Source organism: Nocardioides sp. F233, from assembly GCF_057813895.1.
Window position 1 is genome coordinate 570986 of record NZ_JBVASH010000004.1, and the last position, 26035, is coordinate 597020.

Here is a 26035-nt window from a genome sequence, read left to right on the forward strand (position 1 = left end):
ACGTTGTTCAAAGTCGAGGTTGCGATGACCGCTGTGTCCCCCTCCGAGCCCACCGGGCCCGCCACACCCGTCTCACCCGGAGCGCCCGTCGAGCAGCTGACTGCTCCCGTCGCCGGCCTGACGCCCGTCCTCGGCGTCAAGGCGGCGATCCTGCTCACGATCTCGTGCATCACCCCGGCATCGAGCCTGTTCATCATCGTGCCGACGCTGCTGGCCTCCCAGGGCTCGGGCGTGGTGCTGACGATCCTCGCCGGCGTCCTGGTGTCGATCGGTGTGGGCGCCTGCTACGCCGAGCTGGGCACCCGCACGCCCAGCTCCGGCGGCGAGTACGCGATGGTCACCCACACGCTAGGCCGCCGCCTCGGCTGGCTGACCTTCGTGCTGACCTGCGCGACGCTCGTCGTCATCCCGCCGGTGATCGCCCTGGGCACCGCCGACTACCTCGCGCCGGTCCTCAGCCTCGACCGCGCCACCACGGGTGCCGTCGTCATGCTCCTGGCCACCGCCACCGCAGTGCTCGACATCAAGGCCAACGCGATCGTCACCAGCGCCTTCCTCGCCATCGAGACCGTCGCCGCCGCGGTCGTCGCCTACCTCGGCTTCACGCACAGCGAGCGCAGCGTCAGCACGTTGTGGCACCCCCAGGCGCTCGACAGCGCCGGGAACCTCGCACCCTTCTCCTTCGGCATCCTCCTCTCCGGCCTCGCCGTGGCCATGTTCGTCGCGAACGGTTTCGGCACCGCGTCCTACCTGGCCGAGGAGATCATCGATCCCCGACGCAATGTCGCCCGCGCCGTCTTCGGCTCGCTGTTCATCGGGTCGCTGATCATCGTGGTCCCCACCGCGGCGACCGTGCTCGGCGTCGCGGACCTGCACGACCTGGCGACCGGCACCTTCCCCGACTTCGTCACCTCGTGGGGCGGCTCGCGGGTCTCCGCCGCGATCAGCGTCGGCATCGCCGTCGCGATCCTCAACGCGGTGATCGTGATGGTGCTCCAGAACGGCCGCGTCATCTACGCGTCCGCCCGCGACCGCGCCTGGCCCGACGCCGTCAACAAGCGACTCAGCCGCCTGCACCCGCGCTTCAACTCGCCGGCTGCCGCGACGCTCGTGATCAGCCTGCCGGGTGCGGTGCTGGCCTACCTGGTCGACATCGAGTCGCTGCTCGGCGTCACCTCGGTGACCGTCTCCGCGGTCTACCTGCTGCTCGCGTTGGCCGGCCTCGCGGTCCGTCGTACGCCGCACCCCGGCTGGAGGATGCCGCTGTGGCCACTCCCGTCGGTGCTGGTGATCCTCGGGGTCGGGTACGCCCTGCTCGAGTCCGCACGTGCCGACCTGGTCATCGTCGGCGGCATCGTGCTCGCCGCCCTCGTCTACGACCAGCTCTACCTGCAGCCGCGCCGCGACACCCGCTTCGTCGTCGATGCCAAGGAGGACCGATGACCATCGACACCCTGCTCACCGGCGGCACCGTGCGGCCCCTCGCGGGTGACCGCGAGGTCGTCGACAGCATCGCTCTCGCCGGCGACCGGATCGCGTGGGTGGGCGACCTCGCCGACGCTCCGGACGACGTACGCCGGGCGGCCCGGACCCTCGACCTCGCCGGCCGCACCGTGCTGCCCGGCTTCGTCGACGCCCACAACCACGTGCGGCTCGGCTCGGATGCCGCCTGCGCACAGCTGGCCGGTGCCGAGACCCTCGACGAGGTCGCGGAGCGGCTCCGGGACTGGTGCGTGGCCAACCCGGGCGACGGCTGGGTCGAGGGCGAGGCCTACGGCTACGCCGGGCTCGAGGACGGCGCCCACCCCACCGCGGCGATGCTCGACGCCATCGTCCCGGACCGCCCCGCCGCCGTCTTCAGCTACGACGTCCACACGCTGTGGCTCAACACCGCCGGGCTCGCGGCGCTCGGCGTCACCCAGGCGGACCAGCCGTTCGGCACCGCCGAGCTCGACGACCAGGGCCGGCCGACCGGCTTCGTCGCCGACTTCGCGGTCAAGGGCCTGGCCCGCGCCGGCATGCGCGCCCTGAAGGAGCGCGGGCTGCCGTGGGCGAGCACCGAGCGGCAGTACGAGCGCCTGCTCTCCAGCCTCGACCTCGCCGTCGCCAGCGGCATCACCACCGTCGTCGAGCCGCAGAACTCGCCCGACGACCTCGCCCTGTTCGAGCGCGCCCGCGACGAGGGCCGGCTCGGGCCGCGCCTGGTCCTGGCGATGTTCCACCCGCCGACCACGACCGACGCGGACCTCGCGGAGTTCAAGGCCCTCGCGACGACGTACGCCGACGACCGGATCCGCGTCGGCCCGCTCAAGCTCTACATCGACGACGTCGTCGAACCGCACACCGCGGCGCTGCACGAGCCGTACGCCAACGAGCCCGGCACCCGCGGCCGCACCTACTACGACCCCGACGCCTTCGCCGACCTGGTCACCCGGCTCGACGCCGACGGCTTCCAGCTCTTCGTGCACGCCACCGGCGACCGCGGTATCACCACCGTCCTCGACGCGGTCGAGGCGGCCCGCACCGCCAACGGCCCGAGGGACGCCCGCCACCAGGTCGTGCACGTCGAGTGCCTGCGGCGTACCGACCTGCCCCGGTTCGCCGAGCTCGGCGTGGTCGCGTGCATGCAGCCGCGCCACGCCAGCCCGGAGATCGCCGGCCCCGGCCATGCCTGGGCCGAGGCAGTCGGCGAGGGCCGCTGGCACCAGGCCTGGCCGCTGCGCTCGCTGCAGGAGCACGGCGCGGTGCTCGCCTTCTCCAGCGACTGGAACGTCGCCGAGATGGAGCCGATGGTCGGCGTCCAGTGCGCCGTCACCCGGGCCCCGCTCGACGGCGGCACGCCCTGGCAGCCCGAGGAGGCCGTCACCGTGGACGAGGCGATCCGCGGGTACACCATCGGCAGCGCGTCGTCCGTGCACGCCGAGGGCGACCGCGGGACCCTCGAGCCCGGCAAGCTGGCCGACCTCGTCGTCCTCGACCGTGATCCGTACGACGTCGCGCCGGCCGAGCTCGCCACCGTCGCCGTCCGCGAGACCTGGGTGGCGGGGGAGCCCGTGCACCGGGCCCGACCCTGACCTCGGCCGACCTGACCGGAACGGGGAGGTCGGGCTCTGGGAGGATCGTCCCCATGCCCGACCTCTCCACCGAGGACCAGAAGCTCGTCACCCTCGCCCGCGCGACCCGGGCCCGCATCCGGGCCGCGGAGGGCGCCGCCGTCCGCGACACCGACGGCCGCACCTACGCCGCCGCCACGGTCGACCTGCCCTCCCTGCGGCTGACCGCGGTCCAGGCCGTCGTCGCCATGGCCGTCGCCTCGGGCTCGACGGGTGTCGACGCGTGCGTCGTGCTCGGCGACGCGCAGGACCTCACCGAGCCCGACGCAGCCGTCCTCACGGACTTCGCGGGCGCGAGCGGCGTCGTCGTCCACCTCGGCGACGCCCGCGGCACCATCTCCGCCACCGCCACCGCCACCCAGGGCTGATCCCGCCCAGCCGCCGACGAGCGCGGGCATGACAGATGTCATGCCCGGGTCGTGACGCCTGCCAGAGGCGCCGGGCCCCGCCGCCGACGAGGCTGGGGACATGACGACGACCACGAACCTGCTGGCGGTCCGGCTGGCCGGGGTGACCAAGGAGTTCGGCCAGGTGCAGGCGGTGCGGGGCATCGACCTCGAGCTGCACCCGGGCGAGATCGTGGCCTTCCTCGGACCGAACGGGGCGGGCAAGACCACGACCATCGACATGGTGCTCGGCCTGAGCCGACCCACCACCGGCACCGTCGAGGTGCTCGGCCTCGAGCCGCGCAAGGCGATCGCCCGCGGCCTGGTGTCGGCCGTGATGCAGACCGGCGGCCTGCTCAAGGACCTCACGGTCCGCGAGACGGTGGCCTACACGGCCAGCCTGTTCGCCGACACCCGTCCGGTCGACGAGGTGCTCGAGCGTGCCGGGATCACCGGCATCGCCGACCGGCGGGTCGGGAAGTGCTCGGGCGGCGAGCAGCAGCGGCTCCGGTTCGCGATGGCGCTGCTCTCCGACCCGGCACTGCTGCTCCTCGACGAGCCGACGACGGGCATGGACGTCGAGGGCCGGCGCTCCTTCTGGAGCGCGATCCGCGCGGATGCCGCCACCGGTCGCACCGTCATGTTCGCGACCCACTACCTCGAGGAGGCCGACCAGTACGCCGACCGGATCGTCCTCATCAGCAAGGGCCGGGTCGTCGCCGACGGCACCGGTCCGCAGATCCGCGCGCTCGCCTCGGGCCGCACCATCCGGGCCTGGCTGCCGGGCGCGGACGAGGCGGCCGTCGCCGCGATCACCGCGCTGGGCGGTGTCGACCACGTCGACCTGCGCGGCGAGTCGGTGACCGTCCACGCCAAGGACAGCGACTCCGTGGCCCGCTACCTGTTGACGGAGACCGACGCCCGCGACGTCGAGATCACCGCCCAGGGCATCGAAGAGGCCTTCCTCAGCCTGACAGGAGACAACGCATGAGCACGAGCGCCACCACCGCGACCATCGACCCGACCACCCGCCGGGTCCCGCCGCTGGGCGGGTTCAACACCACCGTGCTGCGCATCGAGCTGCGCCGGATGCTGCGCAACCGCCGCACCATCATCTTCACGCTGCTCTTCCCCGGCGCGATGTTCCTCGCCTTCGGTGGCCAGCACGGCTGGCAGGACAAGGTGGGGGACGGCAACGTCGCGGCGTACATCCTCGCCTCGATGGCGCTCTACGGCTCCGCCCTCACCGCAGCCGCCGGCGGCTCGATGGTCGCCCTCGAGCGTTCCCTCGGCTGGTCGCGCCAGCTGCGCCTCACCCCGCTCAACCCGGTCGTCTACATCCTGATGAAGGCCCTCGTCGCGCTGGTCATGGGCGGTCTCGCCATCGCCGCGGTCAACGTCGTGGGCATCCTCCAGGGCAACGCGCAGATGCCGACCCACGTCTGGATCGAGTGCGCCGTCGTCACGCTCTTCTGCACCCTGACCTTCGCCGCCCTCGGCGTCTTCATCGGCTACGTCGTCCCCGGCGAGAACGCCATGCAGATCCTCGGTCCCGGCCTCGCCCTCCTCTCCTTCCTCGGTGGTGTCTTCGTCCCGCTCGACAACTATGCGGAGACGGTCCGACAGATCGCCTACTGGACCCCCATGTACGGGGTCGCCGAGATCGCCCGCTGGCCGCTCACCCACGAGCTGCCCTGGTACGCCGTCGTCAACGCGGTCGCCTGGTTCGCGGTCTTCGTGGCCGGTGCGGCGTGGCGGATGAGCAAGGACACGGCACGCGTCTGACGGAGGTGACCACTAGCGTGACCGACATGGAGACAGCGGCACCCAACCCCCTGCAGCGTCCGCTCGGGAGGTGGGGGCCGCTGTTCGCCGCCGTCTGGCTGACCTTCCTCATCGACCCGCTGCGCACCGCGTGGAGCGAGCTGCCCGCACCACACGCCTGGGCCGGCCTGGTCGCCACGGTCCTGTTCGCGGCCAGCTACCTCGGCCTGTGGATCACGCTGCGCACCGGCCGGGCTCGGCTCGCGATGGCCCCGCCGGTCCGCGCCCGGGTCGCCTGGACGGTCGGCCTCGGCGGTCTCGCGGTGGTCATGGTCGCGACCCTCGGCCAGGTCGGTACGGCGAGCGTGGTCTACCTCGCGGTGACCTTCGTGATGCTCTACCCCGCGCGGATCTTCCTGCCCCTGGTGCTGGCGCTGACCGCGACCGTCCTCGTCCTCGGCCTGGTCGTCCCCGGCTGGGAGCACAACACCTGGTTGGCGTTCTCGGTCGTGGCGGCGTCGATCGCGGTCTTCGGCGTGCGGTCGATGATGAACCGCAACATCGAGCTGATCCGGGCCCATGCCACCAACGCCGAGCTCGCCGCGGAGAGCGAGCGCAACCGCCTGGCTCGCGACCTGCACGACATCCTGGGCCACTCCCTGACCGTCATCACGATCAAGGCCGAGCTCGCCGGGCGGCTCTTCGACGCGGATCCCGAGCGTGCCCGCCAGGAGATCACCGACCTCGAACGGTTGAGCCGCGACGCCCTGGCCGACGTACGACGGGCGGTCGAGGGCTATCGCGAGCTGACCCTGCCCGGCGAGCTCGCCCGGGCCCGGACCGCGCTCGAGGCCGCCCAGATCGAGGCCCGCCTCCCCAACAGCACCGACGAGGTTCCCAGCGAGCTGCGCGAGCTGTTCGCGTGGACGGTGCGCGAGGGCGTGACCAACGTGGTGCGGCACTCCGGCGCCCACCGCTGCGAGGTGCTGCTCGCCCCGGACCGCGCGGAGGTGCGCGACGACGGGACCGGGCCGGACGCCGTACCTGTGCGGGGTTCGGGGCTCACCGGCCTACAGGAACGGGCGACGGCACTCGGCGCCCGGCTGGTCACGACCCGGCTCGATCCCGGCTGGTCGCTGGCGGTGGTCGTCGAATGAGCATCAGGCTGCTGCTCGCCGACGACCAGGCACTGGTCCGCGGCGCCCTGTCCGCCCTGCTCGGACTCGAGCCCGACCTCGAGGTCGTCGCTGAGGTCGGCACGGGGGAGGACGCCGTCACCGCCGCGGCCGAGCACACGCCCGACGTCGCCCTGCTCGACGTCGAGATGCCCGGCATGGACGGGATCGCCGCCTGCGCGGCGGTGCGCGAGGCGAGCCCCGGTACCCGCGTCCTCATCGTCACGACCTTCGGCCGCCCCGGGTACCTGCGACGTGCCCTGCAGGCCGGTGCCTCGGGGTTCGTCGTCAAGGACACCCCGGCGCCCCAGCTCGCGGACGCGGTACGGCGCATCCACCAGGGCCTGCGCGTCGTCGACCCGGCGCTGGCCACCGACTCGCTGCTGACAGGGGAGTCGCCCCTGACCGCGAGGGAGACCGACGTGCTGCGCGCGGCGCGCGACGGTGCCTCCGTAGCGGTGATCGCGGCCGAGCTCTTCCTCTCCGAGGGCACCGTGCGCAACCACCTCTCGGCGGCGATCGGCAAGACCGGTGCGAGGAACCGCACCGAGGCGGTTCTGGTCGCGGTCGGGAATGGCTGGCTCTGAAAAGCACTTGGCCCCTACAAGGCGCCACTGGTTGAGTGAGGTCAACCACCCGGCTGCCGGATGTCGGCGGACAGGAGTATTTTCGAACCATGGCAAACCGCTCTTGGGGAGAGCACGCGCGGGCTGTCCAACGGCTCTCCGACTCCTACGCCGCCATCCCCGCCGGCCAGCCGGTCCGGCTCGCGAAGCGCACCACCAACCTGTTCCGCGCCCGCGCGGCCACCTCCGCGCCGGGCCTCGACGTCAGCGGCCTCGCCGGGGTCATCGAGGTGCTGCCCGACAGTCCCGACGGTCCCGTCGCCGAGGTCCAGGGCATGTGCACCTACGAGGACCTGGTCGACGCGACGCTGCCCCACGGACTGGTCCCGTACGTCGTCCCGCAGCTGCGCACGATCACCCTCGGCGGCGCCGTGACCGGCCTCGGCATCGAGTCGACCAGCTTCCGGCTCGGCCTGCCGCACGAGTCGGTGCTGGAGATGGACGTCTTCACCGGCAGCGGGAAGGTCGTCACCACCCGACCCGGCGACGCCCTCTTCGACGCCTTCCCCAACTCCTACGGCTCGCTCGGCTACGCGACGCGGCTGCGGATCAAGCTGGCGAAGGTGCCGCCGTACGTCGCCCTGCGCCACGTCCGCATCGACGACGCCGACCTGCTCGCCAAGACGATCGCCGAGATCGCCGCCACCGGGGAGCACGACGGCGAGCCGGTCCACGGCCTCGACGGCGTCTCCTTCGGCCCGGGCGAGCACGTCCTCACCCTGGCGCGCTGGACCGAGGAGCCCGGCCCGACGTCCGACTACGCCGGGCAGCAGATCTTCTACCGCTCGCTGCAGACCTGCGACCGCGACCGGCTCACCTTCCACGACTACCTGTGGCGCTGGGACACCGACTGGTTCTGGTGCTCGGGTGCGTTCGGTGCGCAGAACCCGCGGATCCGACGGTTCTGGCCGCGGCGCTACCGCCGCTCCGACGTCTACATGCGGATGCTCCACCTCGACCGGCGCTTCGGCATCGCCGACAGGCTGGACCGCCGCGCCGGACGCCCGCTGCGCGAGCGGGTGGTGCAGGACATCGAGGTCCCCGTCGAGCGGCTCGGCGAGTTCCTCGCCTGGTTCGACGAGGAGGTCGGGATGCGGCCGGTCTGGCTGTGCCCGCTCGCGACCACCCGGCCCTGGCCGCTCTACCCGCTCGAGACCGGCAAGGTCTACGTCAACGTGGGCTTCTGGGGCACCGTCCACGTCGGCCCCGAGGCCGTCGACGGCCCGCGCAACCGGGCGATCGAGGCCAAGGTCCACGAGCTCGGCGGCCACAAGTCGCTCTACTCCGACGCCTACTACGACAAGGCGACCTTCGACGCGCTCTACAACACCGACCGCCTCGCGGCGGTCAAGCGCGTCCACGATCCCGACGACCGACTGACGACCCTCTACGACAAGGCGGTGAGAAGCCGATGACGGCCCCGACGAGTGCCCCGACAGGCAAGGGCATTGCTCCCACGATCGCATCCCTCTTCCCGGGCGGCCTGCCCCTCTGGCTCAAGGCGTACGACGGCTCCTCCGCGGGAGACCTCGACCTTCCGTTCGGCATGGAGCTGGTCAACGAGCGCGGCCTCTCCTACATCATGACCGCGCCCGGCGACCTCGGCCTCGCCCGTGCGTACGTCGCCGGAGACCTGGTCCTGCACGGCGCCCACCCCGGCGACCCGTACCCCGCGTTCTCGCTGCTCAAGGACCACACCGACTTCGGTGTCCCCGGCCCGCTCGAGCTGGTCGGCATCCTGCGCTCGCTCGGCCTGAGCCACCTGGTCCCGCCGCCGCCCCCGCCGCAGGAGCACCTGCCGGCCTGGCGCAACCGGCTCGAGGGCCTGCGCTCGCTGCAGTGGTGGGGCCGCCACTCCGAGGATCGCGACGCCGACGCGATCCACCACCACTACGACGTCTCGAACACCTTCTACGAGCACGTCCTCGGCCCGTCGATGACCTACACCTGCGCGGTGTACCCGACCGACGACGCCACCCTCGAGGAGGCGCAGGCCCACAAGTACGACCTGGTCTGCCGCAAGCTCGGCCTGCAGCCGGGCCAGCGCCTGCTCGACATCGGCTGCGGCTGGGGTGGCATGGTCCGCCACGCCGCGAAGCACTACGGCGTCAAGGTCCTCGGGGTGACGCTGTCGCGTGAGCAGGCCACCTGGGCCCAGGAGGAGATCAAGAAGCAGGGGCTCGACGACCTCGCCGAGGTGCGCCACTCCGACTACCGCAAGGTCGAGGAGGGCGACTTCGACGCCGTCAGCTCGATCGGACTGACCGAGCACATCGGCATCGCCAACTACCCGGCGTACTTCTCGTTCATGCGCGACAAGCTGAAGCCGCAGGGCAGGATGCTGAACCACTGCATCACGCGCCACGACAACATCGATCGTCGTACCGGTGCCTTCATCGACCGCTACGTCTTCCCCGACGGTGAGCTCGCCGGGTCCGGCACGATCGTCGCTGCGGTCGAGAACGCGGGCCTCGAGGTGCAGCACCACGAGAACTTCCGCGACCACTACGCGAAGACCCTCGCCGGGTGGTGCCAGAACCTCGCCGACAACTGGGACGCCTGCGTCGCCGAGACCGACGAGGGCACCGCCCGGGTGTGGGGCCTCTACATGGCCGGCTCCCGGATCGCCTTCGAGCGCAACGAGATCCAGCTCCACCACGTGCTGGCGACGCGCAGCGACGACGGGGTGAGCGGCTACCCGCTGCGTCACGAGTTCTGACCCTCTGCGCCGAGCACCTCCGACGACCCGGGACCTTGGTCCCGGGTCGTCGCATTCCCGCCCGGCATCGGTCCCGGGGTGCCAGACTCGTCGCCCTGGGGGCGGTGCTGCGTCGTGCGCACTGGACGACAACACAGCTTGGGGACGGTCATGACGATCGGTCGTGTGACGACGCGTGCAGTGGCGGCGGCGAGCTGGGTCGGAGCGGGGGCGCTCCTGATCGCCTCGGCCCTCCCGGCCACGGCAGTCGCCCCGGGCATCCCGGCTCGCAGCGCCTGCACGATCGCGGGCACCCCGGGCTCCGACGTGCTGGTGGGCACCTCCGGGCGCGACGTCATCTGCGGCCTGGGCGGGGACGACCACATCTCCGGCGGCGGCGGTGACGACGCCATCAGCGGCGGGCCCGGCGACGACGTGATCGACGGCGGTGCGGGCGACGACCTCATCTGGGGGAGCAGCGGCGACGACGTCCTGCGCGGTGGCAGCGGCTCGGACCAGCTGTACGGCGGCACCGGCGACGACAGTCTCCGCGGCGAGGCCGGCGACGACCAGCTGCACGGTGGCCCCGGTGGCGACGACCTCCGGGGCGGATCCGGAGCCGACGCCCTGTACGGCGGCCGCGGCGACGACCGGCTCGACGGCGGTCCGGGCGCTGATGACCTCGGCTGCGGCCGTGGCACCGACACCTCCGTGGGCTCGGCCGACGACCACCTGGGCCGCAGCTGCAACGACGACGCCACCCCACCGGTGCCGCCGACGGTGCCCGGTGCGCCCGTCGCCGTGGACGACACCGTGGTGACCGACGAGGACACCGTCCTCGAGCTGCCCGTGGGCGGTGCCGGCAGCCCGGTCGCGAACGACACCGACCCCGACGGCGATCCGCTGGCGGTGACCTCGGTCGCCACACCCGTCGGCGGCACGGTGGCGCTGACGGGCGGCGTCATCCGGTTCACGCCCCACGCCGATCTCTGCGGCGCCGGCGCCGGGAGGTTCGACTACACCGTGGGCGACGGCACCGGCCGCACGGACGTCGGCCGGGTCACGGTCGACATCACCTGCCAGCCCGACGACCCGACGGCCGTCGACGATGTCACGACGGTCGGTGAGGACGCCCCGGCCACCCCTGTGAACGTTTTCGGCAACGACGGCGACGTCGACGGCGACCAGCTCGCCATCGCGTCCGTGAACCAGCCGGGCGACGGCACGGTCGTCATCACCGGCGGCGGGACCGGCCTGACGTACCAGCCGGATGCCGACTTCTGCACCGACCCGCCGGGTACCTCCCCGGACACGTTCACCTACACGCTGACGCCCGGCGGTGCCACGGCAACCGTCTCGGTGCAGGTGACCTGCGTCGACGACGCGCCGGTGGCCGTCGCGGACACCGCCACCGTCAGCGAGGACGCGTCGGCGACCGCCGTCGGTGTCCTGGCCAACGACACCGACGTCGACGGCGGCGACAAGGACGTCGTGTCGGTGACGCAGCCCGACCACGGCACCGTCGCGATCACCGGTGGCGGTTCGGGCCTGACCTACCGGCCCGTGGCCGACTACTGCACCACGGCCCTCGGCGGCGTACCGGACACCTTCACCTACACGATCACCGGCGGCACGACCGCCTCGGTGGCGATGACGGTCACCTGCGTCGACGACCCGCCGGTGGCCGTCGACGACGACGAGACGGTGCTGGAGGACTCCGGCGCGACCCCGTTCCTCGTGCTCGACAACGACAGCGACGCCGACGGCGACTCGTTCGTCATCGGGTCCGTCACGCAGCCCACGAACGGCACGGTCGCCCTCGTCGGGGGTGGCACTGGGCTGACCTACACGCCGTCCGCGAACTACTGCAACAGCGGGCCCGGGGGAGCGGCGGACACGTTCACGTACTCGCTGACGCCGGGCGGGGACTCCGCGACCGTCGCGGTCACCGTCACCTGCGTGGCGGACGCGGCGACCGCTGTCGCCGACACCGCCACGGTGAGCGAGGACAGCGGCGCGACCTCCGTTCCCGTCCTGGCCAACGACCTCAACCCCGACGGCCTCACCCTGTCGGTCACCGCCGTGACCCAGCCGGTCCACGGCGCCGTGGTGATCACGGGCGGCGGCACCGGGCTGACCTATGCGCCCGCGGCGAACTACTGCAACTCCCAGCCGGGCGGGACGGCCGACACCTTCACCTACACGATCACCGGTGGCACGACCGCCTCGGTCGCCATGACGGTCACCTGCGTGGTGGACCCGTCGGTCGCCGTCGACGACGCCGTGACGATCAACGAGGACCAGGCCGGTCCGCTCACGGTGATGGTCAACGACCAGATCGGCGACGACTCGCCGCAGATCCTGTCCGTCACCCAGCCGGCCAACGGGACCACGACCACCAACGGGTCCACGGTCGGCTACACGCCCGACCCGGACTACTGCAACACCGAGCCGGGCGGGACGGCGGACACCTTCACCTACACGATCACCGGCAACTCCACGGCGACGGTGTCCGTGACCGTCACCTGCGTCAACGACGCCCCGACAGTTGCTCCGCTCACCCTGAGCGCCGCGGCGGCCGCCGTCGGCAACACCGTCCTGGTCGTCGACGACCCGACCGACGGCGTACCCACCGCGACCGGACCCCGCAAGACCACGACCGCGGACGTGCTGTCCGGCGCGGACGACGCCGAGACGCCGGGCGCCGTCACGGTCGTCGCGGCCACCGTCAGCACGAGCCAGGGCGGATCGGTCACCCTGCAGGCCGACGGCGACTTCGTCTACACGCCACCGGTCGGCTGCATCGCCAGCGACAGCTTCAGCTACCAGGTCACCGACAACGACCCCGGCGGCGCGGCCACCGGCACCGGCACGGTGACGGTCCCGGTGAGCGGCTGTGTCTGGTACGTCGCCAACAACGGCCCCGGGAACGGCGGCACCTCGACCGCGCCCTTCGACACCCTGGCCCAGGCCCAGACGGCCTCGGGCGTCGACCAGACCATCTACGTCGACGCCGGCGACGGCACCAGCACCGGGTACGGCGCCGGGATCGTCCTCAAGACGGATCAGCGTCTCCTCGGCGAGGCCGAGGACCTGGTGGTCGGCGGTGTGACCCTCAGCTCCGGCGTCGCCGGTCAGCGGCCCCAGCTCACGGCGAGCGGGACCGACGTGGTCACCCTCGCTGCCGGCAACACGGTCGCTGGCCTGACGATCGATCCCTCCGGGACCAGCAGCGGCATCGCCGGTGCGGCCGGTGACGCGGGCGGCGTCCTGCGGAACCTGCGCGTCGTCGACACCGCCACCGCCGGCACCAGGGCCGCCGTCTCGCTGGTGAGCACCACCGGTGCCTTCTCGCTCCAGGACGTGGTCATCGACAACACCGCGACATCCGGGTCGGGCGGGGCCGCAGGCCTGCTGCTGCAGGGCACCGGCGCCGTCACCGTGCAGACCACCGACGTGCGCACCAAGGGCGGCCCGGCGGTCGATGCGACCACCGCGCCCGGCTCCACCCTCTCCTTCGGCGAGGTGACCTCGACAGGCAGCGCCACCAAGGGCATCAACCTCGACGGCCTCGGCACCGGCACGTTCGGCGCCACCAGCGGATCCGTCTCCGGGGCCCAGGTCATGGCGTTCGACGTCAACGGCGGCAGCGGCGCGATCACCTACCCCGGCCCGATCACCGACGGGACGGGCGGCACCCTCGAGGTGACCGGCCGCTCGGGTGGCACCATCACGCTCAGCGGCTCGCTCACCGACGGCGTCGACGCCGGCGGCGGCATCGCGTTCAGCAGCAACACCGGTGGCACCACCGTGCTGAGCGGCGCCGCCAAGACGTTCACCACCGGCGCGAGCACCGCCGTGTCGATGACCTCCGGCGCCGGCCACACGCTCAGCATCACCGGTGGTGGCCTCGCGCTGACCACGACCAGCGGCGACGGCATCCGGGCCGCCTCCAGCGGCACGATCGCGGTGACCGGCAACGGGAACACGATCAGCTCGGGTGCCGGTCGTGCGCTGTGGATCACCGCAACCGGCATCGACGCCACCGGCCTGACCTTCGCGCGGATCGACTCGACCGGCGGCGCGGGGGGCATCCTGCTCGCCGACACCGGCAACAGCGGATCGCTCACCGTCACCGGCACCGGCGGTACGTGCACCGCGGCCGACACCAGCGGCTGCACCGGTGGCACGATCAGCGGCAGCACCGGCGCCGACAGCTCGAGCACCAGCCCCGACGGTGCCGGCGTCGTCCTGACCAACACCAGGGCGCCGTCGCTGACCCGGATGTGGATCCACGACCACAGCAACTACGCCGTCCGCGGGTCCGGCGTCTCCGGCCTGACGCTCGCCAACAGCGTGGTCAACGGGACCAACGGCACCAACGGCGCCACGCCGTACGACGACTCGGCGATCCTGCTCCAGAACGCCACGGGCGCCGTGTCGGTCACCAACAGCCACGTCAGCGGCGGGGTCGAGGACGGCCTGCGTGTCGACAACTCCAGCGGCTCGGTCAACCTGACCGTCGACCACGTCACCTTCGGTGCGAACGGCGCGCTCACCGCGAACGACGCCCTGTCGATCATCACCGAACCGGGCGCGGGCGCGGTGGACGCGACGATCACCGCCAACACGTTCAGCAGCGCCGAGGGCGACCTGCTCGGCGTCGACCTGAGCGGTACCGCGGCGTCGTCCCTGACGGTCACCGGCAACACCTTCGCCAACAGCCACCCGGCGATCGCCACCGGCGGGGGCGGCGTGTCGATCTTCCAGAGCGGCACCGGCGGCGACGCGACGATGGACCTCGAGAACAACACCTTCCGCGATGCCGTCGGGCCCGGCGTGCTGGTCGTCAAGCGCGTCGGCAACGCCGTCCAGCAGGGTGTGTTCAAGAACAACACCATCGGAGTGAGCGGTGTGGCCAACTCGGGCTCGGCCGAGGGCTCGGCGCTCAAGCTCCAGCAGATGGGCGGCGGAGTGTCGACCTGGTCGGTCACCGACAACGCGATCCATCAGTACAACAACTTCGGTATCGAGGTGCTGGCCGGCGGCGGGGCCGGCGTCGAGTCGGGCTTCCTGAACACCACCGTGCTGCGCAACGTCGTGGCCGGGCCCGGCACCACGGTCGGCACGCTGGCGATCCCGAAGAACGGAATCCACTACAACATCGGCACCCAGATCGGCGACAGCTTCACCGCGTGCGCTGACATCCGGACCAACGACATCGCGGCGAGCGGGTTCGACCAGGCAGGCCCCGCGTCGTCGTACGACATCCGGCTCCGGCAGCGCCAGGCGACCACCGTCCAGCTCCCGGGCTACGCCGGGGCTGCGGGGGACAACACCGCGGTGCAGACCTTCCTGGTGGCCAACAACCCGCTCAACGGGCCGCTCGCGCTCGCCAGCAACAACGTGCCGACCGGTGCCGGCTTCGTCAACGTCGCGTCCTGCCCCGCCCCGGCGGTCCCATGAGCCGCCGCCCGTACCCCGTCCGCTCCACGACCGCCAGGAGGCCCCGTGGCTGAGCCCTTCCTCTCCGAGATCCGGCTGATGTCGTTCAACTTCCCGCCCAAGGGCTGGGCGCTGTGCAACGGCCAGTTCCTGCCGATCAACCAGAACCAGGGCCTGTTCTCGCTGCTCGGCACCACCTACGGCGGCAACGGCCAGACCACCTTCGCCCTGCCCGACCTGCGCGGCCGCGTGCCGATCCACATGGGCAACGGGTTCACGATGGGGCAGGCCGGCGGCCAGGACTTCCACACGGTGACCGCGAACGAGCTCCCGGCCCACACCCACGCGGTCCGGGTCTCGACCGCCGCGACCGGTGGCACCGTCAGCCCGGCCGGCGCCTTCCTGGGCGGCGCCAACAACGCCTACCGGTCGGGCCCGGCGTCGACGACCCTGCACCCGGGATCCGTCACGTCCCTCGGCGGCGGCCAGGCGCACGAGAACCGTCAACCGTTCCTGACCGTGAGCTTCTGCATCGCGCTCCAGGGCATCTTCCCGAGCCAGACCTAGGAGAAACCGTGGCACAACCCTATGTCGGCGAGATCCGAATGTTCGGGGGCACCTTCGCCCCGGTCGGGTGGGCGTTCTGCAACGGAGCGCTGATGCCCATCAGCGAGAACGAGACTTTGTTCCAGCTGATCGGCACGACGTACGGCGGCGACGGCCAGGAGACCTTCGCGCTGCCCAACCTGCAGAGCCGCATCCCGATCCACATGGGCACCAGCACCGCGTCCGGGACGACCTACCAGATCGGCGAGACCGGCGGAGCCGAGTCGGTGACCCTCAGCAGCCAGCAGATCCCGTCCCACACGCACGCGCTGACGGCGGTGGACGGCCAGCCGGGCAACCAGGTGTCCCCGGCCGGCAACCTGCCCGCGATGTCGCTCAACGTCGTCCCGTTCACCAACGAGGCCCCGAACGGCAGCTTCGCGCCGAGTGCGATCGACCCGGTGGGCGGGTCCCAGCCGCACGAGAACATGCAGCCGTTCCTCTGCGTGAGCTTCATCATCTCCCTGTTCGGCATCTTCCCGAGCCAGACCTGAGGACGGACCATGGCCGACCCCTTCGTTGCGGAGATCCGCATCTTCCCCTTCAACTTCGCGCCCCGCGGGTGGGCGTTCTGCGACGGACAGCTGATGCCGATCTCGCAGAACACCGCCCTCTTCTCGCTGCTCGGCACGTTCTACGGCGGCGACGGGAAGTCGACCTTCGCGCTGCCGAACCTGCAGGGCTCCGCGCCGTTGAACCAGGGGCAGGGGCCCGGGCTCTCCGAGCGGTTCCTCGGCGAGGCGTCCGGCTCCGAGACGGTGACCCTGCTGCAGTCCGAGATCCCCGCGCACACCCACACGCTGCGCGCCGACACGGCCGACCTCGCCGACACCAGCACGCCGAACCCGAACGCGTCGTTCGCGCTGTCCTCGGGCGGCACGCTCTACCAAGCGTCGTCGAACGAGTACCTCGCGTTCTCGGCACTGTCGGTCGCCGGCGGGTCGCTGCCCCACAACAACATGCAGCCCTACCTGACGCTCAACTTCTGCATCGCGCTCCAGGGCGTGTTCCCTGCGCGCGGATGAGCCCGCGATGACCGCCCTGATCGTGGAGGGTCGCAGCGTGCGGCTGCGGCCCGCGACGGCAGCAGACATCGAGCTCCTCGTCGCGGTGTACGCCGCCGGCCGGGCCGCCGAGCTGGACGGGGCGACCTGGCAGCCGGGGCAGCGCGAGGCCTTCGAGCGGATGCAGTTCGAGCTCCAGGACCGGCAGTACCGGGCTGCCCACCCGCAGGGGTCCTTCGACGTCGTGGAGGTCGACGGCCGGCCGGCCGGTCGGCTGTACCTCTCCGAGCGGTCCGAGCGTGAGGACGACATCCGGATCGTCGACATCGCCCTCCTGCCGGCCTTCCAGGGGCAGGGGATCGGCAGCGCGCTGGTGCGTGCCGTGACCGACCGGGCCGCGGCCCAGCGCCGTACCGTCAGCCTGCACGTCGAGATCGGCCACCGCGCGAGCGGGCTCTACGAGCGGCTCGGATTCCGGCAGGTCGAGGACCGGGGGATCCGCCGTCTCCTCGAGTGGCGGGCCGGACCGACGGGTCCGGGCTCAGGCGAAGACGGCCTGGTAGCGGATGCCGTCGGCGTCGCCACCGACGGGGACCAGGAAGAGCGCGACCGCGCCGAGACCGGCGTGGCTGAGCTCGCGGGTGCCCTGGCCGAGTGCCGGGTGCGCGGGTCCGGAGAAGACCAGGGAGAACTGCCGTCGCGGGGTGCCGTCCGGGCCGCGGCCACCCAGCTCCGCGCCGAGCGTGGCCTCCGCGAGCACGAGGGTGACCTCGGCGTCGTCCGTGACCACGGTCGTGAAGGGCTCGCCCACCAGGCCGGAGAAGTCGTCGAAGTCCAACCACGCAGTCATGCAGCCAGCCTAGGAGAGCGTCGATGACCGAGCTGACCCGCCGTACCGCCCTCGGGGCGGCCGCCACCGGCGTCGCCGTGGCCGCCGTCGGCATCACGCTGCCGCCGGCGGTCGCCGTACCGGACCTGGTGGTCGGCCCGTCCGAGGTCGCCGAGCGCGCGATCACGCGGGACGCGAAGCTGTACCGACGCAAGCGGTTCACGAAGCATCGCAAGGCGCGCTTCACGGTGACCGGGCCGGGCGTCCGGCTGAAGATGAAGCTGGTCGACGTCTCCAACATCCCGCTCGTGACCAAGGGATCGAACCGCAGCTTCGAGCTCACCTTCACCACGAAGCGGCCGGGCCCCGAGCAGGGGACGTACTCCCTGAGGCGCCGCTCGTTCCGGCGTACCTCGCTGTTCCTCGTCCCCACCGACTCCTCGCGCCGGCGCTACCGGGCCACGGTCAACAACCGCTGAGTGGGTGTCGCGCCCGCTGACCACTAGCCTTGGTGGGTGAGCACCCGGGCCCAGCAGTACGACGCCACGGTCCGCGGCCGTGAGCAGGTCACCCCGCACCTCGTGCGGCTGACGCTCGACGTCCCCGGCTTCGCCTCGACCGGGATCGCCGACGAGTGGGTCGGCCTGGTCGTGCCCGGCCAGTTCCAGAGCCGCTACTACACGGTGCGCTCGTTCGAGGCCGGGCAGATGGTGCTCGACGTCGTCGTCCACGACATCGGCCTGGTCACCGAGTGGGCCTCCGGGCGCTCAGGAGACGTGGTCGGCCATCAGGTCGTGCTCACGGAGGCCAAGGGGTCCTTCCTGCCGCCCGACGACGCGCAGTGGCTGCTCCTGGTGGGCGACCTCACCGCGCTGCCGGCCATGGCCCGGATCGCCGCCGAGCACGGCGACCGGCTGCCGGTGCGGATCCACGCCGAGGTGCCGGCCGACTCGCGGATCGAGGGCTACTTCCCCTCGGCTGTCGAGGTCAGCTGGCTGGAGCTGGGCGACGAGAGCCGGCTGGCCGAGGTCGTCGAGGGGATCGACTGGCCCGAGGGCGACGGCTACTTCTGGATGGCGGGGGAGTCCGCGCAGATGCGCGCGATCCGCAAGCACCTGATGCGGGAGCGCAAGCTCCCGAGCACCCACTACGACGTCATGGGCTACTGGCGCTCGGTCGCGAAGCGCCAGCCCCGCGCCGTCGACCCCGGCCCGATCTGGCGGGCCGGCAAGGCCGCAGGGAAGTCCGACGAGGAGATCTGGGCCGACTACGACGCCGCGCAGGTAGGAGCCGAGCAGTGAACGACGAGAAGGACTTCGAGGACGATGTCGACACAGAGCTCGACGAGGACCTCGATGACGACGAGCTCGAGGACGACGACGAGGACGAGTTCGACGAGGACTTCGGCGCGCTGCCGCCGCCGGCCGCGCCGGTGTTCGGGATGGGCGACGTCCCGGAGGGCTACCGCAGCGGCTTCGCCTGCTTCGTCGGGCGACCCAACGTCGGCAAGTCCACGCTGACCAACGCCCTGGTCGGCCAGAAGATCGTGATCACCTCCGACAAGCCGCAGACCACCCGCACCGTGGTGCGCGGCATCGTGCACCGCCCCGACGGCCAGCTGGTCCTCGTCGACACCCCCGGCCTGCACCGCCCCCGGACCCTGCTCGGCGAGCGCCTCAACGACCTGGTGAAGACCACCTGGGCCGAGGTCGACGTCGTGGCGGTCTGCTTCCCGTCCGACGAGAAGATCGGTCCCGGCGACAAGTTCCTCGTCAACGAGCTCGCCAAGGTGCGTCGTACTGTCAAGATCGCCGTCGCCACCAAGACCGACCTCGTCACCGCGGACCGGATCGGCGAGCACCTCCTCGACATCGCCGAGCTCGGCCGCGAGACGGGCACCGAGTGGGCCGAGATCGTCCCCGTCTCCTCGGTCGGCGGCGACCAGATCGACCTGCTCGGCAACCTGCTGGTCGGCCTGATGCCCGAGGGCCCGCCGCTCTACCCCGACGGCGACCTCACCGACGCCCCCGAGGAGATCCTCGCCGCCGAGCTGATCCGCGAGGCCGCCCTCGACGGCGTACGCGACGAGCTCCCGCACTCCATCGCCGTCGTCGTCGAGGAGATGGGCCTGCGCGAGGGCCGCCCCGACGACAAGCCGCTGCTCGACATCCACGCCAACCTGTACGTCGAGCGCGACTCCCAGAAGGGCATCGTGATCGGCAAGAAGGGCGCCCGCCTGCGCGAGGTCGGCACCGCCGCCCGCCAGCAGATCGAGGCGCTCCTGGGCACCCCGGTCTACCTGGACCTGCATGTCAAGATCGCCAAGGACTGGCAGCGGGACCCGCGGCAACTGCGCAAGCTCGGTTTCTAGCGCGACCCGGCAGAAACTGGCTCGGGAATCCCGTCGACCCGGCAGAAAGTGGCGGGGAGCGAGTCGGGTGCGGGATTGATGCGCTGCGTGAGCGACTCACGGTGTTGGTTTGGCGCTCGCTTCGCTCACGCATGTCGCGCCGCCTGCCAACGCCGTTTCTTCCTCCCCCGCGCGCTCCCTCGTTCCTCGGTCGCGCGCTCCTCCGTCCAGAAACGGCGGGCGGCGCGACGAAAGGAAGCCGCTGAATGTCATGCGCGCACGCACGGCATTCAGCGGAATCTCGTCGGGCGCCCCGCGTGGTCTGGACTGAGCGGAGCGAGCGAGGAACGAGCGAGCGCAGCGCGGGAAGACCACGCGTCAAAAGGGCGCCCGACATGCGCGAGCGAAGCGAGCGCCAAGATCACTCAGCAGTCCAGCAGCGGCCGAACTTCTGGCCCATGGCCCACTGCTCCTTGGTCGGCCACTCGTAGCCCCACTTGAACGTGAGCGGATCCTTGGCGACCTCCGCAGCAGCGTCCTCGCACCGCGTCCGTCCGGCCTCCTGCACCTTCTTGGCGCCGGGGTAGTCGGCCTCCTGGAAGGCGACGACGTCGATCGCACGCCAGGAGTGCTTGGCCGAGCAGCGGACCCGCTCGAAGGCGGGGGCGTCGGGGGCGGCGGTACCGCACATGGCGTACGCGTCCGGGACGCCCTTGGTCAGCACCCCCTTGAGGTCGCCGTCGAGGTCGGCGAGCTTGGAGGCGCCGTCGAGGACGACGGCGTCGCAGCGGTACCAGGTGGCGCCCGCGTCGGACTGCTCGACAGTGGGGGTGAACCAGATCGAGCGGATCATGCTCAGCCGCAGGTTCGTCAGCGTGCCGCCGACGTACGTCAGCAGCTGGGCGGGGCAGGCGGAGGAGACCTGGGACTGGACGCGGTCGGAGTCGACGGCGAGCAGGTGGCCGTCGACGACGGCGTCGATGGCGCCGATCGCGAAGGTGACGCTGGTGTGCGCCTGGCCGCAGTCGATCGCCTCGACCTTGGACGTCGGCGCGACGGCGGCGTCGTACGGCAGGGAGTAGCAAGCGCCGGAGGCGGGACCGGGGTCGGGCGCGGACGCGGTGGTCTGCGTCGTCGGCTCCTGCTTCGGCGCCTTGCTGTCGTCGTCGCCACCGCTGCTGCAGGCGGCGAGTCCGGTCAGGGCGAGGAGCGCCGCGGCCACGGCGCCGGTACGACGAACCAGGGGAGTCCGGCTGCTCATCAGGTCACTCACTCGTCCTCGCCCAGCACACCGAGCGTCGGATCCCGGCGTCCCACTCGGCCTTGTGGAAGAAGGTGTAGCCGTACTCGAACTCGGAGGGGTAGTTCAGCCAGGCCTTGACCGAGCCCGAGCAGAACGACTCGGTGCGGCTCTCCATCACGCGGTCGCCGGGGTAGGCGTCCTCAGGCTGCCCGAGCTTCACGGTCGTCACCGCGCGCCAGTCGTGCTTCTGCGAGCACGGGACCTTCTCGCCCTCGCCGACCGACGGGCCGCGCGCACAGCTGAGCCACACGTCCGGCGGCCGCCCGGCGAGCATGCCCTTCGCCGTCTCCGGAAGTGGCCGGTACGACGTGCTCGCGGTGCTCCCACCGAGCACGTCGCAGCGGTACCAGCGCGCGCCCTTGCCCCACGCCTTCTCCGAGGGCCGGAACCACGCCCAGCTCAGCGTCGTGCGCAGCACCAGGCTCTCGTCCGCGGCGACGAACGTCGCGAAGGCCGTCGAGCAGGTCGTGTAGGCGAACCGGCCGAGGTCCTTGTCGTCGTAGTCGGCGTCGTCGAACTCCGAGGGCAGCTCGCCGGTCGCGAACGTCTCGGCCGTGTGCTCCTTCGAGCACGCGACGGTCCGGGTCGCGTTGGCGGGGTGGGCGACGTCCTCGGGCGTCAGCGAGCGGCACACGCCGTTCGCCGGCACCTCGAGCGAGTCGACCAGGTCGTCGTCGGTGTTGCTGCCCTGGCCCTGGGCGCCGCACGCGGCGAGGACGGGTGCCAGCAGCGCGAGCGCGATCAGCACGACGGCTCGGTGCAGCACGCGGTCAGCCCCTCGGTGGTCAGTCGGTCAGGAGTGCCGCGATCGTAGCGCCCAGGGCGTAGGCCGCCTCCAACGCGGCGTCGCCCACGTCGCCGAGGACGCCGAGGACGTCGTACCCCTGACGCCAGCCGAGCGCCCCCACGATCGACTGCACCGAGCGCTCCGCGCCGGTGAGGTCGTAGCGCCCGTGCAGCCACAGTCCGTACGGCCGCCCCGCGGTCGCCCCCGCCCCGTCGGCCGGGGCGCCGGTGGGGTCGAGCGCACCACCGACCGCGAGGAAGGTCGAGTCGAAGAAGTGCTTGAGCGCGCCGCTCATGTAGCCGAAGTTGGCGGTCGTGCCGAGGACGTACCCGTCAGCCGCAAGTACGTCGTCCGCGGTCGCCTCCAGCGCCGGCCGTACGACGACCTCCACCGCCGCGGCCGCCTGCACCTCCTCGTCACCGGCGCCAGCGACGACCTGCTCGAGCAGCGCCTGCATCGAGCGGCTGGGGGAGTGGTGGACGATCAGCAGCCGAGGCACCCCGCCAGCCTAGGGCGCGGGACTGCTACCCTGACTCCAATCATGACGCGAGCGCTCCTTCTTAGCGGCCGCAGCGAGGTCTGAGAGCCGGACCCCTCGTTGCGGAGTGAGTCGCGCGCCCGGCGCCCATCTCAGAACCCGAAACAGCCGAGGAAGTCATGACCAAGCCGAGCGTCACCATCCCGTCCCAGCAGTCCAGCGGGATGCCGTACCACCGCTACACGGCCTTCGAGCCCGTGACCGTGCCGGACCGCACCTGGCCGGACCAGAAGATCACCCACGCGCCGCGGTGGCTGTCCACCGACCTGCGTGACGGCAACCAAGCGCTCATCGACCCGATGAGCCCGTCGCGCAAGATGAAGATGTTCGAGCTCCTGGTCCGGATGGGCTACAAGGAGATCGAGATCGGGTTCCCGGCCGCGAGCCAGACCGACTTCGACTTCGTGCGCCAGCTCGTCGAGGAGGACCGGATCCCCGACGACGTACGCGTGTCCGTGCTGACCCAGGCCCGCGAGGACCTGATCGCGCGCACCGTCGAGTCGCTGAAGGGCGCCGACAAGGCGACCGTCCACCTCTACAACGCCACCGCGCCGCTGTTCCAGCGCGTCGTCTTCAACGTCACCGAGGCCGAGTGCATCGCGATCGCGACCCGCGGCACCGAGTGGGTGATGAAGTACGCCGACCAGCTGCTCGAGGGCACCGACTTCGGCTACCAGTACAGCCCGGAGATCTTCACCCAGACCCCGACCGACTTCGCGCTCGAGGTCTGCGAGCGGGTCTCCGACATCTGGCAGCCGGAGGCCGGTCGCGAGATCATCCTCAACCTGCCGGCGACCGTCGAGATGTCGACGCCGAACACGTACGCCGACCAGATCGAGTACTTCGCGCGCCACCTGACCCGTCGCGCCCACTCGATCATCAGCCTGCACCCCCACAACGACCGCGGTACGGCGGTCGCCGCGACCGAGCTGGCGCTGATGGCCGGTGCCGACCGGGTCGAGGGCTGCCTGTTCGGCCACGGTGAGCGCACCGGCAACGTCGACCTGGTCACCCTGGCGATGAACCTGTTCAGCCAGGGCATCGACCCGCAGGTCGACCTGTCCGACATCGACGAGATCCGCCGCACGGTCGAGTACTGCACGCAGCTGCCCGTCCACCCCCGCCACCCGTACGCCGGCGACCTCGTCTACACCGCCTTCTCCGGCTCCCACCAGGACGCCATCAAGAAGGGCCTGGAGGACCTCGACCGGATCGCTGCCGAGCAGGGCAAGCCGGTCGGCGAGATCCCGTGGGAGGCGCCGTACCTGCCGATCGACCCGAAGGACGTCGGCCGCACCTACGAGGCGGTCATCCGGGTCAACAGCCAGTCCGGCAAGGGCGGCGTCGCGTACGTCCTCAAGGCCGAGCACAGCCTGGACCTGCCGCGCCGCGCGCAGATCGAGTTCAGCCGTGTGATCCAGCAGCACACCGACGCCCAGGGCGGCGAGGTCACGCCGGAGGCCATCTGGCAGATCTTCCGCAACGAGTACCTCGACCGCGAGGCGCCGTACAACCTGGTCTCGTTCTCCTCCGCGACCAGCGAGGACGGTGACGACCGCCAGGAGGTGCGTCTCGCCGTGCGCGGCGAGGAGCAGACGTTCACCGGCATGGGCAACGGCCCGGTCGCCGCGTTCGTCGACGGCATGCGACAGGCGGGCGCCGACATCCGGGTCCTCGACTACGCCGAGCACGCGCTCTCCGCGGGCGGCGACGCCGTCGCGGCGGCGTACGTCGAGTGCGAGATCGCCGGCGAGATCGTCTGGGGCATCGGGATCCACCACAACATCGTCACGGCCTCGCTCCGTGCGGTGGTCTGCGCCGCCAACCGCGCGCGGGCGACCACCATCCCGGCCGCTCCCGTCGAGCCGATCGGCTGACCGGCATGGGTCGCGCCGCGCTGGCCTCCGAGCAGGTCGGACAGGTCTTCGTCGAGGGCCGGCGCGGTCGCGACCGACTGGAGTTCACCGAGTACGGCGCCGGCGACGCCTGGGTCGTGCTCCTCCCTCCGCTCCTGGTGCCGCGGCGGGTGCACGACCGCACCGCCCGGATGCTCGCCTCCAGCGGGCTGCACGTCCTCGTCCTCGACCCGCTCGGCCACGGCCGCTCCGACAAGCCGGCCGACCCGCTGTCCTACTCGGTGACCGCGTTCGCCGACCAGGTCGTGGCCCTGCTCGACCACGTCGGCGCCGCGCGGGCCGTCGTCGGCGGCAGCTCGATCGGCGCGAACGTCGCCCTCGAGGTCGCCGCCCGCGCCCCCGAGCGGGTCGCCGGCCTGCTGCTCGACGGCCCGGTCCTCGAGAACGCTCTCGGCGCCCAGCTCTCCGTGCTGACCCCGGTCCTCACCACCGCCCGGTTCGCGCCCTTCGTCCTCACCGCCCTGCGCCTGGTCACCCGACCGCTCCCGCGCCGCCTGGCTCCCGAGTGGGTCCGGCTCGCGCTCGAGACCCTCGACACCCGCCCCGGCCCGGTCGCCGCGGTCGTCCACGGCGTCCTCTTCGGTCGCTTCGCGCCCTCGTCGGCCGAGCGCGCCGGGCTGACGGTGCCCACGTTGGTCCTCGCCCGCACCGCCGACCCGTTCCACCCCCTCGGCGACGCCGAGACCGTTGCCGGCGAGATCTCCGGCGCAGTCCTCGAGCGGACCGAGGTGCCGCTCGAGTGGCGGCGGCGTCCCGAGCGGCTGGACCTCGTGGTCACCCGGTTCGCGCTCGAGTGCGTGCGGCCGGCGCGGCGCGGGCGTCGTACGCGATCGTCCTGAAAGCTCCCGCGGAGCGGTCGGCGCTGACGTAGTGTCCCGACATGGGGAACCTTCACCGATTGCTCTCGATCATCGGCCTGAGTGCCGCACTCCTGCTCTCGTCCGGCGGCGTCGCCGCAGCGGACACGTGGTCCCACACCGACGCGACGGGCGATGTCCTCGACCTCGCGCTGTTCGACCACGACGTCACCGGATCCACCCCGGCGCCTGAGCGCGCGGAGGGCGACATCCACTCCGTCGTGGTCAAGCACACCAAGCGACAGGTCAGGATCCGGACTGTGATGCGCGCGCTGCCGGCCGGTCATGGCTGGGTCACCGTCGGTCACGTCGTGACGCCGGGGGTGAGGTACGAGGCCCGTGCGATCTGGCTGTCCGAGGGCGGGCGTGCGCTCGTCCTGGTCCGCAAGCCCGGCCGCAAGGAGACGGTGCGGCGCTGTGGCGGTCTGCGCGGCGTCTTCGACCGCAGCGGCGGCATGGTCAGCATCAGGATCCCGCGGTCGTGCCTCGACAACCCGCGCTGGGTCCGGGTCAACGTGTCCGTCTACGACTGGAACGGCGACTCCAGCACCTTCGCGGACGACGGGATGGACGACACCGGCTGGGAGCAGCAGGTGCTCTCCCCGAAGGTTCGCCGCGGCTGATCGGCAGCCTGCTGG

Annotated in this window: 23 protein-coding genes and 1 pseudogene; 20 read left to right on the forward strand and 4 right to left on the reverse strand. The window is 71.7% G+C overall.

What is annotated here, in order from left to right:
* Nucleotides 1-24 precede the first annotated feature (24 nt).
* The 14 genes and pseudogenes from ACZYRU_RS18700 to ACZYRU_RS18765 form a co-directional block, all read left to right on the forward strand.
* Nucleotides 25-1443, forward strand: a complete 1419-nt coding sequence (locus ACZYRU_RS18700) for an APC family permease (protein WP_488958596.1) — start codon at nucleotides 25-27, stop codon at nucleotides 1441-1443.
* Nucleotides 1440-3074, forward strand: a complete 1635-nt coding sequence (locus ACZYRU_RS18705) for an amidohydrolase (RefSeq protein ID WP_488958597.1) — start codon at nucleotides 1440-1442, stop codon at nucleotides 3072-3074. The genes ACZYRU_RS18700 and ACZYRU_RS18705 overlap by 4 nt, the downstream gene beginning before the upstream one ends.
* A gap of 53 nt (nucleotides 3075-3127) precedes the next feature.
* A complete protein-coding gene (locus tag ACZYRU_RS18710) occupies nucleotides 3128-3481 on the forward strand; it encodes a cytidine deaminase (RefSeq protein ID WP_488958598.1) in 354 nt (117 codons plus the stop codon).
* A gap of 100 nt (nucleotides 3482-3581) precedes the next feature.
* Nucleotides 3582-4490, forward strand: a complete 909-nt coding sequence (locus tag ACZYRU_RS18715; protein ID WP_488958599.1) for an ABC transporter ATP-binding protein — start codon at nucleotides 3582-3584, stop codon at nucleotides 4488-4490.
* The gene (locus tag ACZYRU_RS18720; protein ID WP_488958600.1) at nucleotides 4487-5284 is read left to right on the forward strand and encodes an ABC transporter permease; all 798 of its coding nucleotides are present in this window, start codon (nucleotides 4487-4489) and stop codon (nucleotides 5282-5284) included. Before ACZYRU_RS18715 ends, ACZYRU_RS18720 begins: the two co-directional genes overlap by 4 nt.
* Before the next feature lie 26 nt (nucleotides 5285-5310).
* Entirely contained in the window at nucleotides 5311-6420 is a 1110-nt protein-coding gene (locus tag ACZYRU_RS18725; RefSeq protein ID WP_488958601.1) for a sensor histidine kinase, read from the forward strand.
* On the forward strand, nucleotides 6417-7025 hold the full coding sequence (locus ACZYRU_RS18730) for a response regulator transcription factor (protein WP_488958602.1): 609 nt from the start codon (nucleotides 6417-6419) through the stop codon (nucleotides 7023-7025). The genes ACZYRU_RS18725 and ACZYRU_RS18730 overlap by 4 nt, the downstream gene beginning before the upstream one ends.
* A gap of 89 nt (nucleotides 7026-7114) precedes the next feature.
* Nucleotides 7115-8479: an FAD-binding oxidoreductase gene (locus ACZYRU_RS18735; RefSeq protein ID WP_488958603.1), complete on the forward strand. Its 1365-nt coding sequence runs from the start codon at nucleotides 7115-7117 to the stop codon at nucleotides 8477-8479.
* Entirely contained in the window at nucleotides 8476-9783 is a 1308-nt protein-coding gene (locus tag ACZYRU_RS18740; protein ID WP_488958604.1) for a class I SAM-dependent methyltransferase, read from the forward strand. Before ACZYRU_RS18735 ends, ACZYRU_RS18740 begins: the two co-directional genes overlap by 4 nt.
* 150 nt (nucleotides 9784-9933) lie before the next feature.
* A complete protein-coding gene (locus ACZYRU_RS18745) occupies nucleotides 9934-15228 on the forward strand; it encodes an Ig-like domain-containing protein (RefSeq protein ID WP_488958605.1) in 5295 nt (1764 codons plus the stop codon).
* A 45-nt stretch (nucleotides 15229-15273) separates the two neighbouring features.
* Nucleotides 15274-15774, forward strand: coding sequence for a phage tail protein (locus tag ACZYRU_RS18750; protein ID WP_488958606.1), 501 nt, complete (start codon nucleotides 15274-15276; stop codon nucleotides 15772-15774).
* 8 nt (nucleotides 15775-15782) lie between these two features.
* Complete coding sequence (locus tag ACZYRU_RS18755) at nucleotides 15783-16307, forward strand: phage tail protein (protein WP_488958607.1); 525 nt, start codon at nucleotides 15783-15785, stop codon at nucleotides 16305-16307.
* 9 nt (nucleotides 16308-16316) lie between these two features.
* Nucleotides 16317-16838 carry a phage tail protein gene (locus tag ACZYRU_RS18760; RefSeq protein WP_488958608.1) on the forward strand — a complete coding sequence of 174 codons (522 nt, stop codon included), beginning with the start codon at nucleotides 16317-16319 and terminating at the stop codon, nucleotides 16836-16838.
* A gap of 7 nt (nucleotides 16839-16845) precedes the next feature.
* Nucleotides 16846-17259 (forward strand): annotated as a pseudogene (locus ACZYRU_RS18765) (GNAT family N-acetyltransferase); the annotation flags it as partial.
* 99 nt (nucleotides 17260-17358) lie between these two features.
* Here the strand turns inward: ACZYRU_RS18765 and ACZYRU_RS18770 are convergent.
* Nucleotides 17359-17667 carry a DUF6916 family protein gene (locus tag ACZYRU_RS18770; RefSeq protein WP_488958609.1) on the reverse strand — a complete coding sequence of 103 codons (309 nt, stop codon included), beginning with the start codon at nucleotides 17665-17667 and terminating at the stop codon, nucleotides 17359-17361.
* A 23-nt stretch (nucleotides 17668-17690) separates the two neighbouring features.
* On the opposite strand from ACZYRU_RS18770, the gene ACZYRU_RS18775 reads away from it, so the two are divergent.
* The 3 genes from ACZYRU_RS18775 to era all read left to right on the forward strand — a co-directional run bounded on the left by ACZYRU_RS18775 (nucleotide 17691) and on the right by era (nucleotide 20017).
* A complete protein-coding gene (locus ACZYRU_RS18775; protein WP_488958610.1) occupies nucleotides 17691-18125 on the forward strand; it encodes a DUF6916 family protein in 435 nt (144 codons plus the stop codon).
* A gap of 36 nt (nucleotides 18126-18161) precedes the next feature.
* Nucleotides 18162-18947 (forward strand): siderophore-interacting protein, encoded by a 786-nt coding sequence (locus ACZYRU_RS18780; protein WP_488958611.1) that lies wholly within the window; start codon nucleotides 18162-18164, stop codon nucleotides 18945-18947.
* Between the two features lie 140 nt (nucleotides 18948-19087).
* Nucleotides 19088-20017 carry a GTPase Era gene (gene era, locus ACZYRU_RS18785; RefSeq protein WP_488958661.1) on the forward strand — a complete coding sequence of 310 codons (930 nt, stop codon included), beginning with the start codon at nucleotides 19088-19090 and terminating at the stop codon, nucleotides 20015-20017.
* Nucleotides 20018-20417: 400 nt separating this feature from the next.
* Here the strand turns inward: era and ACZYRU_RS18790 are convergent, their stop codons facing one another.
* Genes ACZYRU_RS18790 through ACZYRU_RS18800 form a run of 3 tightly spaced genes read right to left on the reverse strand, consistent with a single transcriptional unit; the run spans nucleotide 20418 to nucleotide 22585 of the window.
* A complete protein-coding gene (locus ACZYRU_RS18790; protein ID WP_488958612.1) occupies nucleotides 20418-21257 on the reverse strand; it encodes a septum formation family protein in 840 nt (279 codons plus the stop codon).
* 4 nt (nucleotides 21258-21261) lie between these two features.
* Nucleotides 21262-22065, reverse strand: a complete 804-nt coding sequence (locus tag ACZYRU_RS18795; RefSeq protein WP_488958613.1) for a septum formation family protein — start codon at nucleotides 22063-22065, stop codon at nucleotides 21262-21264.
* Nucleotides 22066-22084: 19 nt separating this feature from the next.
* Nucleotides 22085-22585, reverse strand: coding sequence for a flavodoxin family protein (locus ACZYRU_RS18800; protein WP_488958614.1), 501 nt, complete (start codon nucleotides 22583-22585; stop codon nucleotides 22085-22087).
* A gap of 158 nt (nucleotides 22586-22743) precedes the next feature.
* Here ACZYRU_RS18800 and leuA point away from each other — a divergent pair, with 158 nt between their 5' ends.
* The 3 genes from leuA to ACZYRU_RS18815 are packed head-to-tail and all read left to right on the forward strand — an operon-like array spanning nucleotide 22744 to nucleotide 26020.
* The gene (leuA, locus tag ACZYRU_RS18805; RefSeq protein ID WP_488958615.1) at nucleotides 22744-24501 is read left to right on the forward strand and encodes a 2-isopropylmalate synthase; all 1758 of its coding nucleotides are present in this window, start codon (nucleotides 22744-22746) and stop codon (nucleotides 24499-24501) included.
* Nucleotides 24502-24506: 5 nt separating this feature from the next.
* Nucleotides 24507-25379: an alpha/beta fold hydrolase gene (locus ACZYRU_RS18810; RefSeq protein WP_488958616.1), complete on the forward strand. Its 873-nt coding sequence runs from the start codon at nucleotides 24507-24509 to the stop codon at nucleotides 25377-25379.
* Between the two features lie 41 nt (nucleotides 25380-25420).
* Entirely contained in the window at nucleotides 25421-26020 is a 600-nt protein-coding gene (locus ACZYRU_RS18815; protein WP_488958617.1) for a hypothetical protein, read from the forward strand.
* Nucleotides 26021-26035 lie beyond the last annotated feature (15 nt).

What these genes read in the sequence shown, in the direction of transcription:
- ACZYRU_RS18790 (WP_488958612.1), bottom strand. Translation starts at nt 21,257, where the DNA reads ATGAGCAGCCGGACTCCCCTGGTTCGTCGTACCGGCGCCGTGGCCGCG.
- leuA (WP_488958615.1), top strand. Translation starts at nt 22,744, where the DNA reads ATGACCAAGCCGAGCGTCACCATCCCGTCCCAGCAGTCCAGCGGGATG.
- ACZYRU_RS18815 (WP_488958617.1), top strand. Translation starts at nt 25,421, where the DNA reads ATGGGGAACCTTCACCGATTGCTCTCGATCATCGGCCTGAGTGCCGCA.
- ACZYRU_RS18700 (WP_488958596.1), top strand. Translation starts at nt 25, where the DNA reads ATGACCGCTGTGTCCCCCTCCGAGCCCACCGGGCCCGCCACACCCGTC.
- ACZYRU_RS18725 (WP_488958601.1), top strand. Translation starts at nt 5,311, where the DNA reads ATGGAGACAGCGGCACCCAACCCCCTGCAGCGTCCGCTCGGGAGGTGG.
- ACZYRU_RS18710 (WP_488958598.1), top strand. Translation starts at nt 3,128, where the DNA reads ATGCCCGACCTCTCCACCGAGGACCAGAAGCTCGTCACCCTCGCCCGC.
- ACZYRU_RS18810 (WP_488958616.1), top strand. Translation starts at nt 24,507, where the DNA reads ATGGGTCGCGCCGCGCTGGCCTCCGAGCAGGTCGGACAGGTCTTCGTC.
- ACZYRU_RS18760 (WP_488958608.1), top strand. Translation starts at nt 16,317, where the DNA reads ATGGCCGACCCCTTCGTTGCGGAGATCCGCATCTTCCCCTTCAACTTC.
- ACZYRU_RS18715 (WP_488958599.1), top strand. Translation starts at nt 3,582, where the DNA reads ATGACGACGACCACGAACCTGCTGGCGGTCCGGCTGGCCGGGGTGACC.
- ACZYRU_RS18705 (WP_488958597.1), top strand. Translation starts at nt 1,440, where the DNA reads ATGACCATCGACACCCTGCTCACCGGCGGCACCGTGCGGCCCCTCGCG.
- ACZYRU_RS18720 (WP_488958600.1), top strand. Translation starts at nt 4,487, where the DNA reads ATGAGCACGAGCGCCACCACCGCGACCATCGACCCGACCACCCGCCGG.
- era (WP_488958661.1), top strand. Translation starts at nt 19,088, where the DNA reads ATGGGCGACGTCCCGGAGGGCTACCGCAGCGGCTTCGCCTGCTTCGTC.
- ACZYRU_RS18745 (WP_488958605.1), top strand. Translation starts at nt 9,934, where the DNA reads ATGACGATCGGTCGTGTGACGACGCGTGCAGTGGCGGCGGCGAGCTGG.
- ACZYRU_RS18770 (WP_488958609.1), bottom strand. Translation starts at nt 17,667, where the DNA reads ATGACTGCGTGGTTGGACTTCGACGACTTCTCCGGCCTGGTGGGCGAG.
- ACZYRU_RS18775 (WP_488958610.1), top strand. Translation starts at nt 17,691, where the DNA reads ATGACCGAGCTGACCCGCCGTACCGCCCTCGGGGCGGCCGCCACCGGC.
- ACZYRU_RS18730 (WP_488958602.1), top strand. Translation starts at nt 6,417, where the DNA reads ATGAGCATCAGGCTGCTGCTCGCCGACGACCAGGCACTGGTCCGCGGC.
- ACZYRU_RS18740 (WP_488958604.1), top strand. Translation starts at nt 8,476, where the DNA reads ATGACGGCCCCGACGAGTGCCCCGACAGGCAAGGGCATTGCTCCCACG.
- ACZYRU_RS18735 (WP_488958603.1), top strand. Translation starts at nt 7,115, where the DNA reads ATGGCAAACCGCTCTTGGGGAGAGCACGCGCGGGCTGTCCAACGGCTC.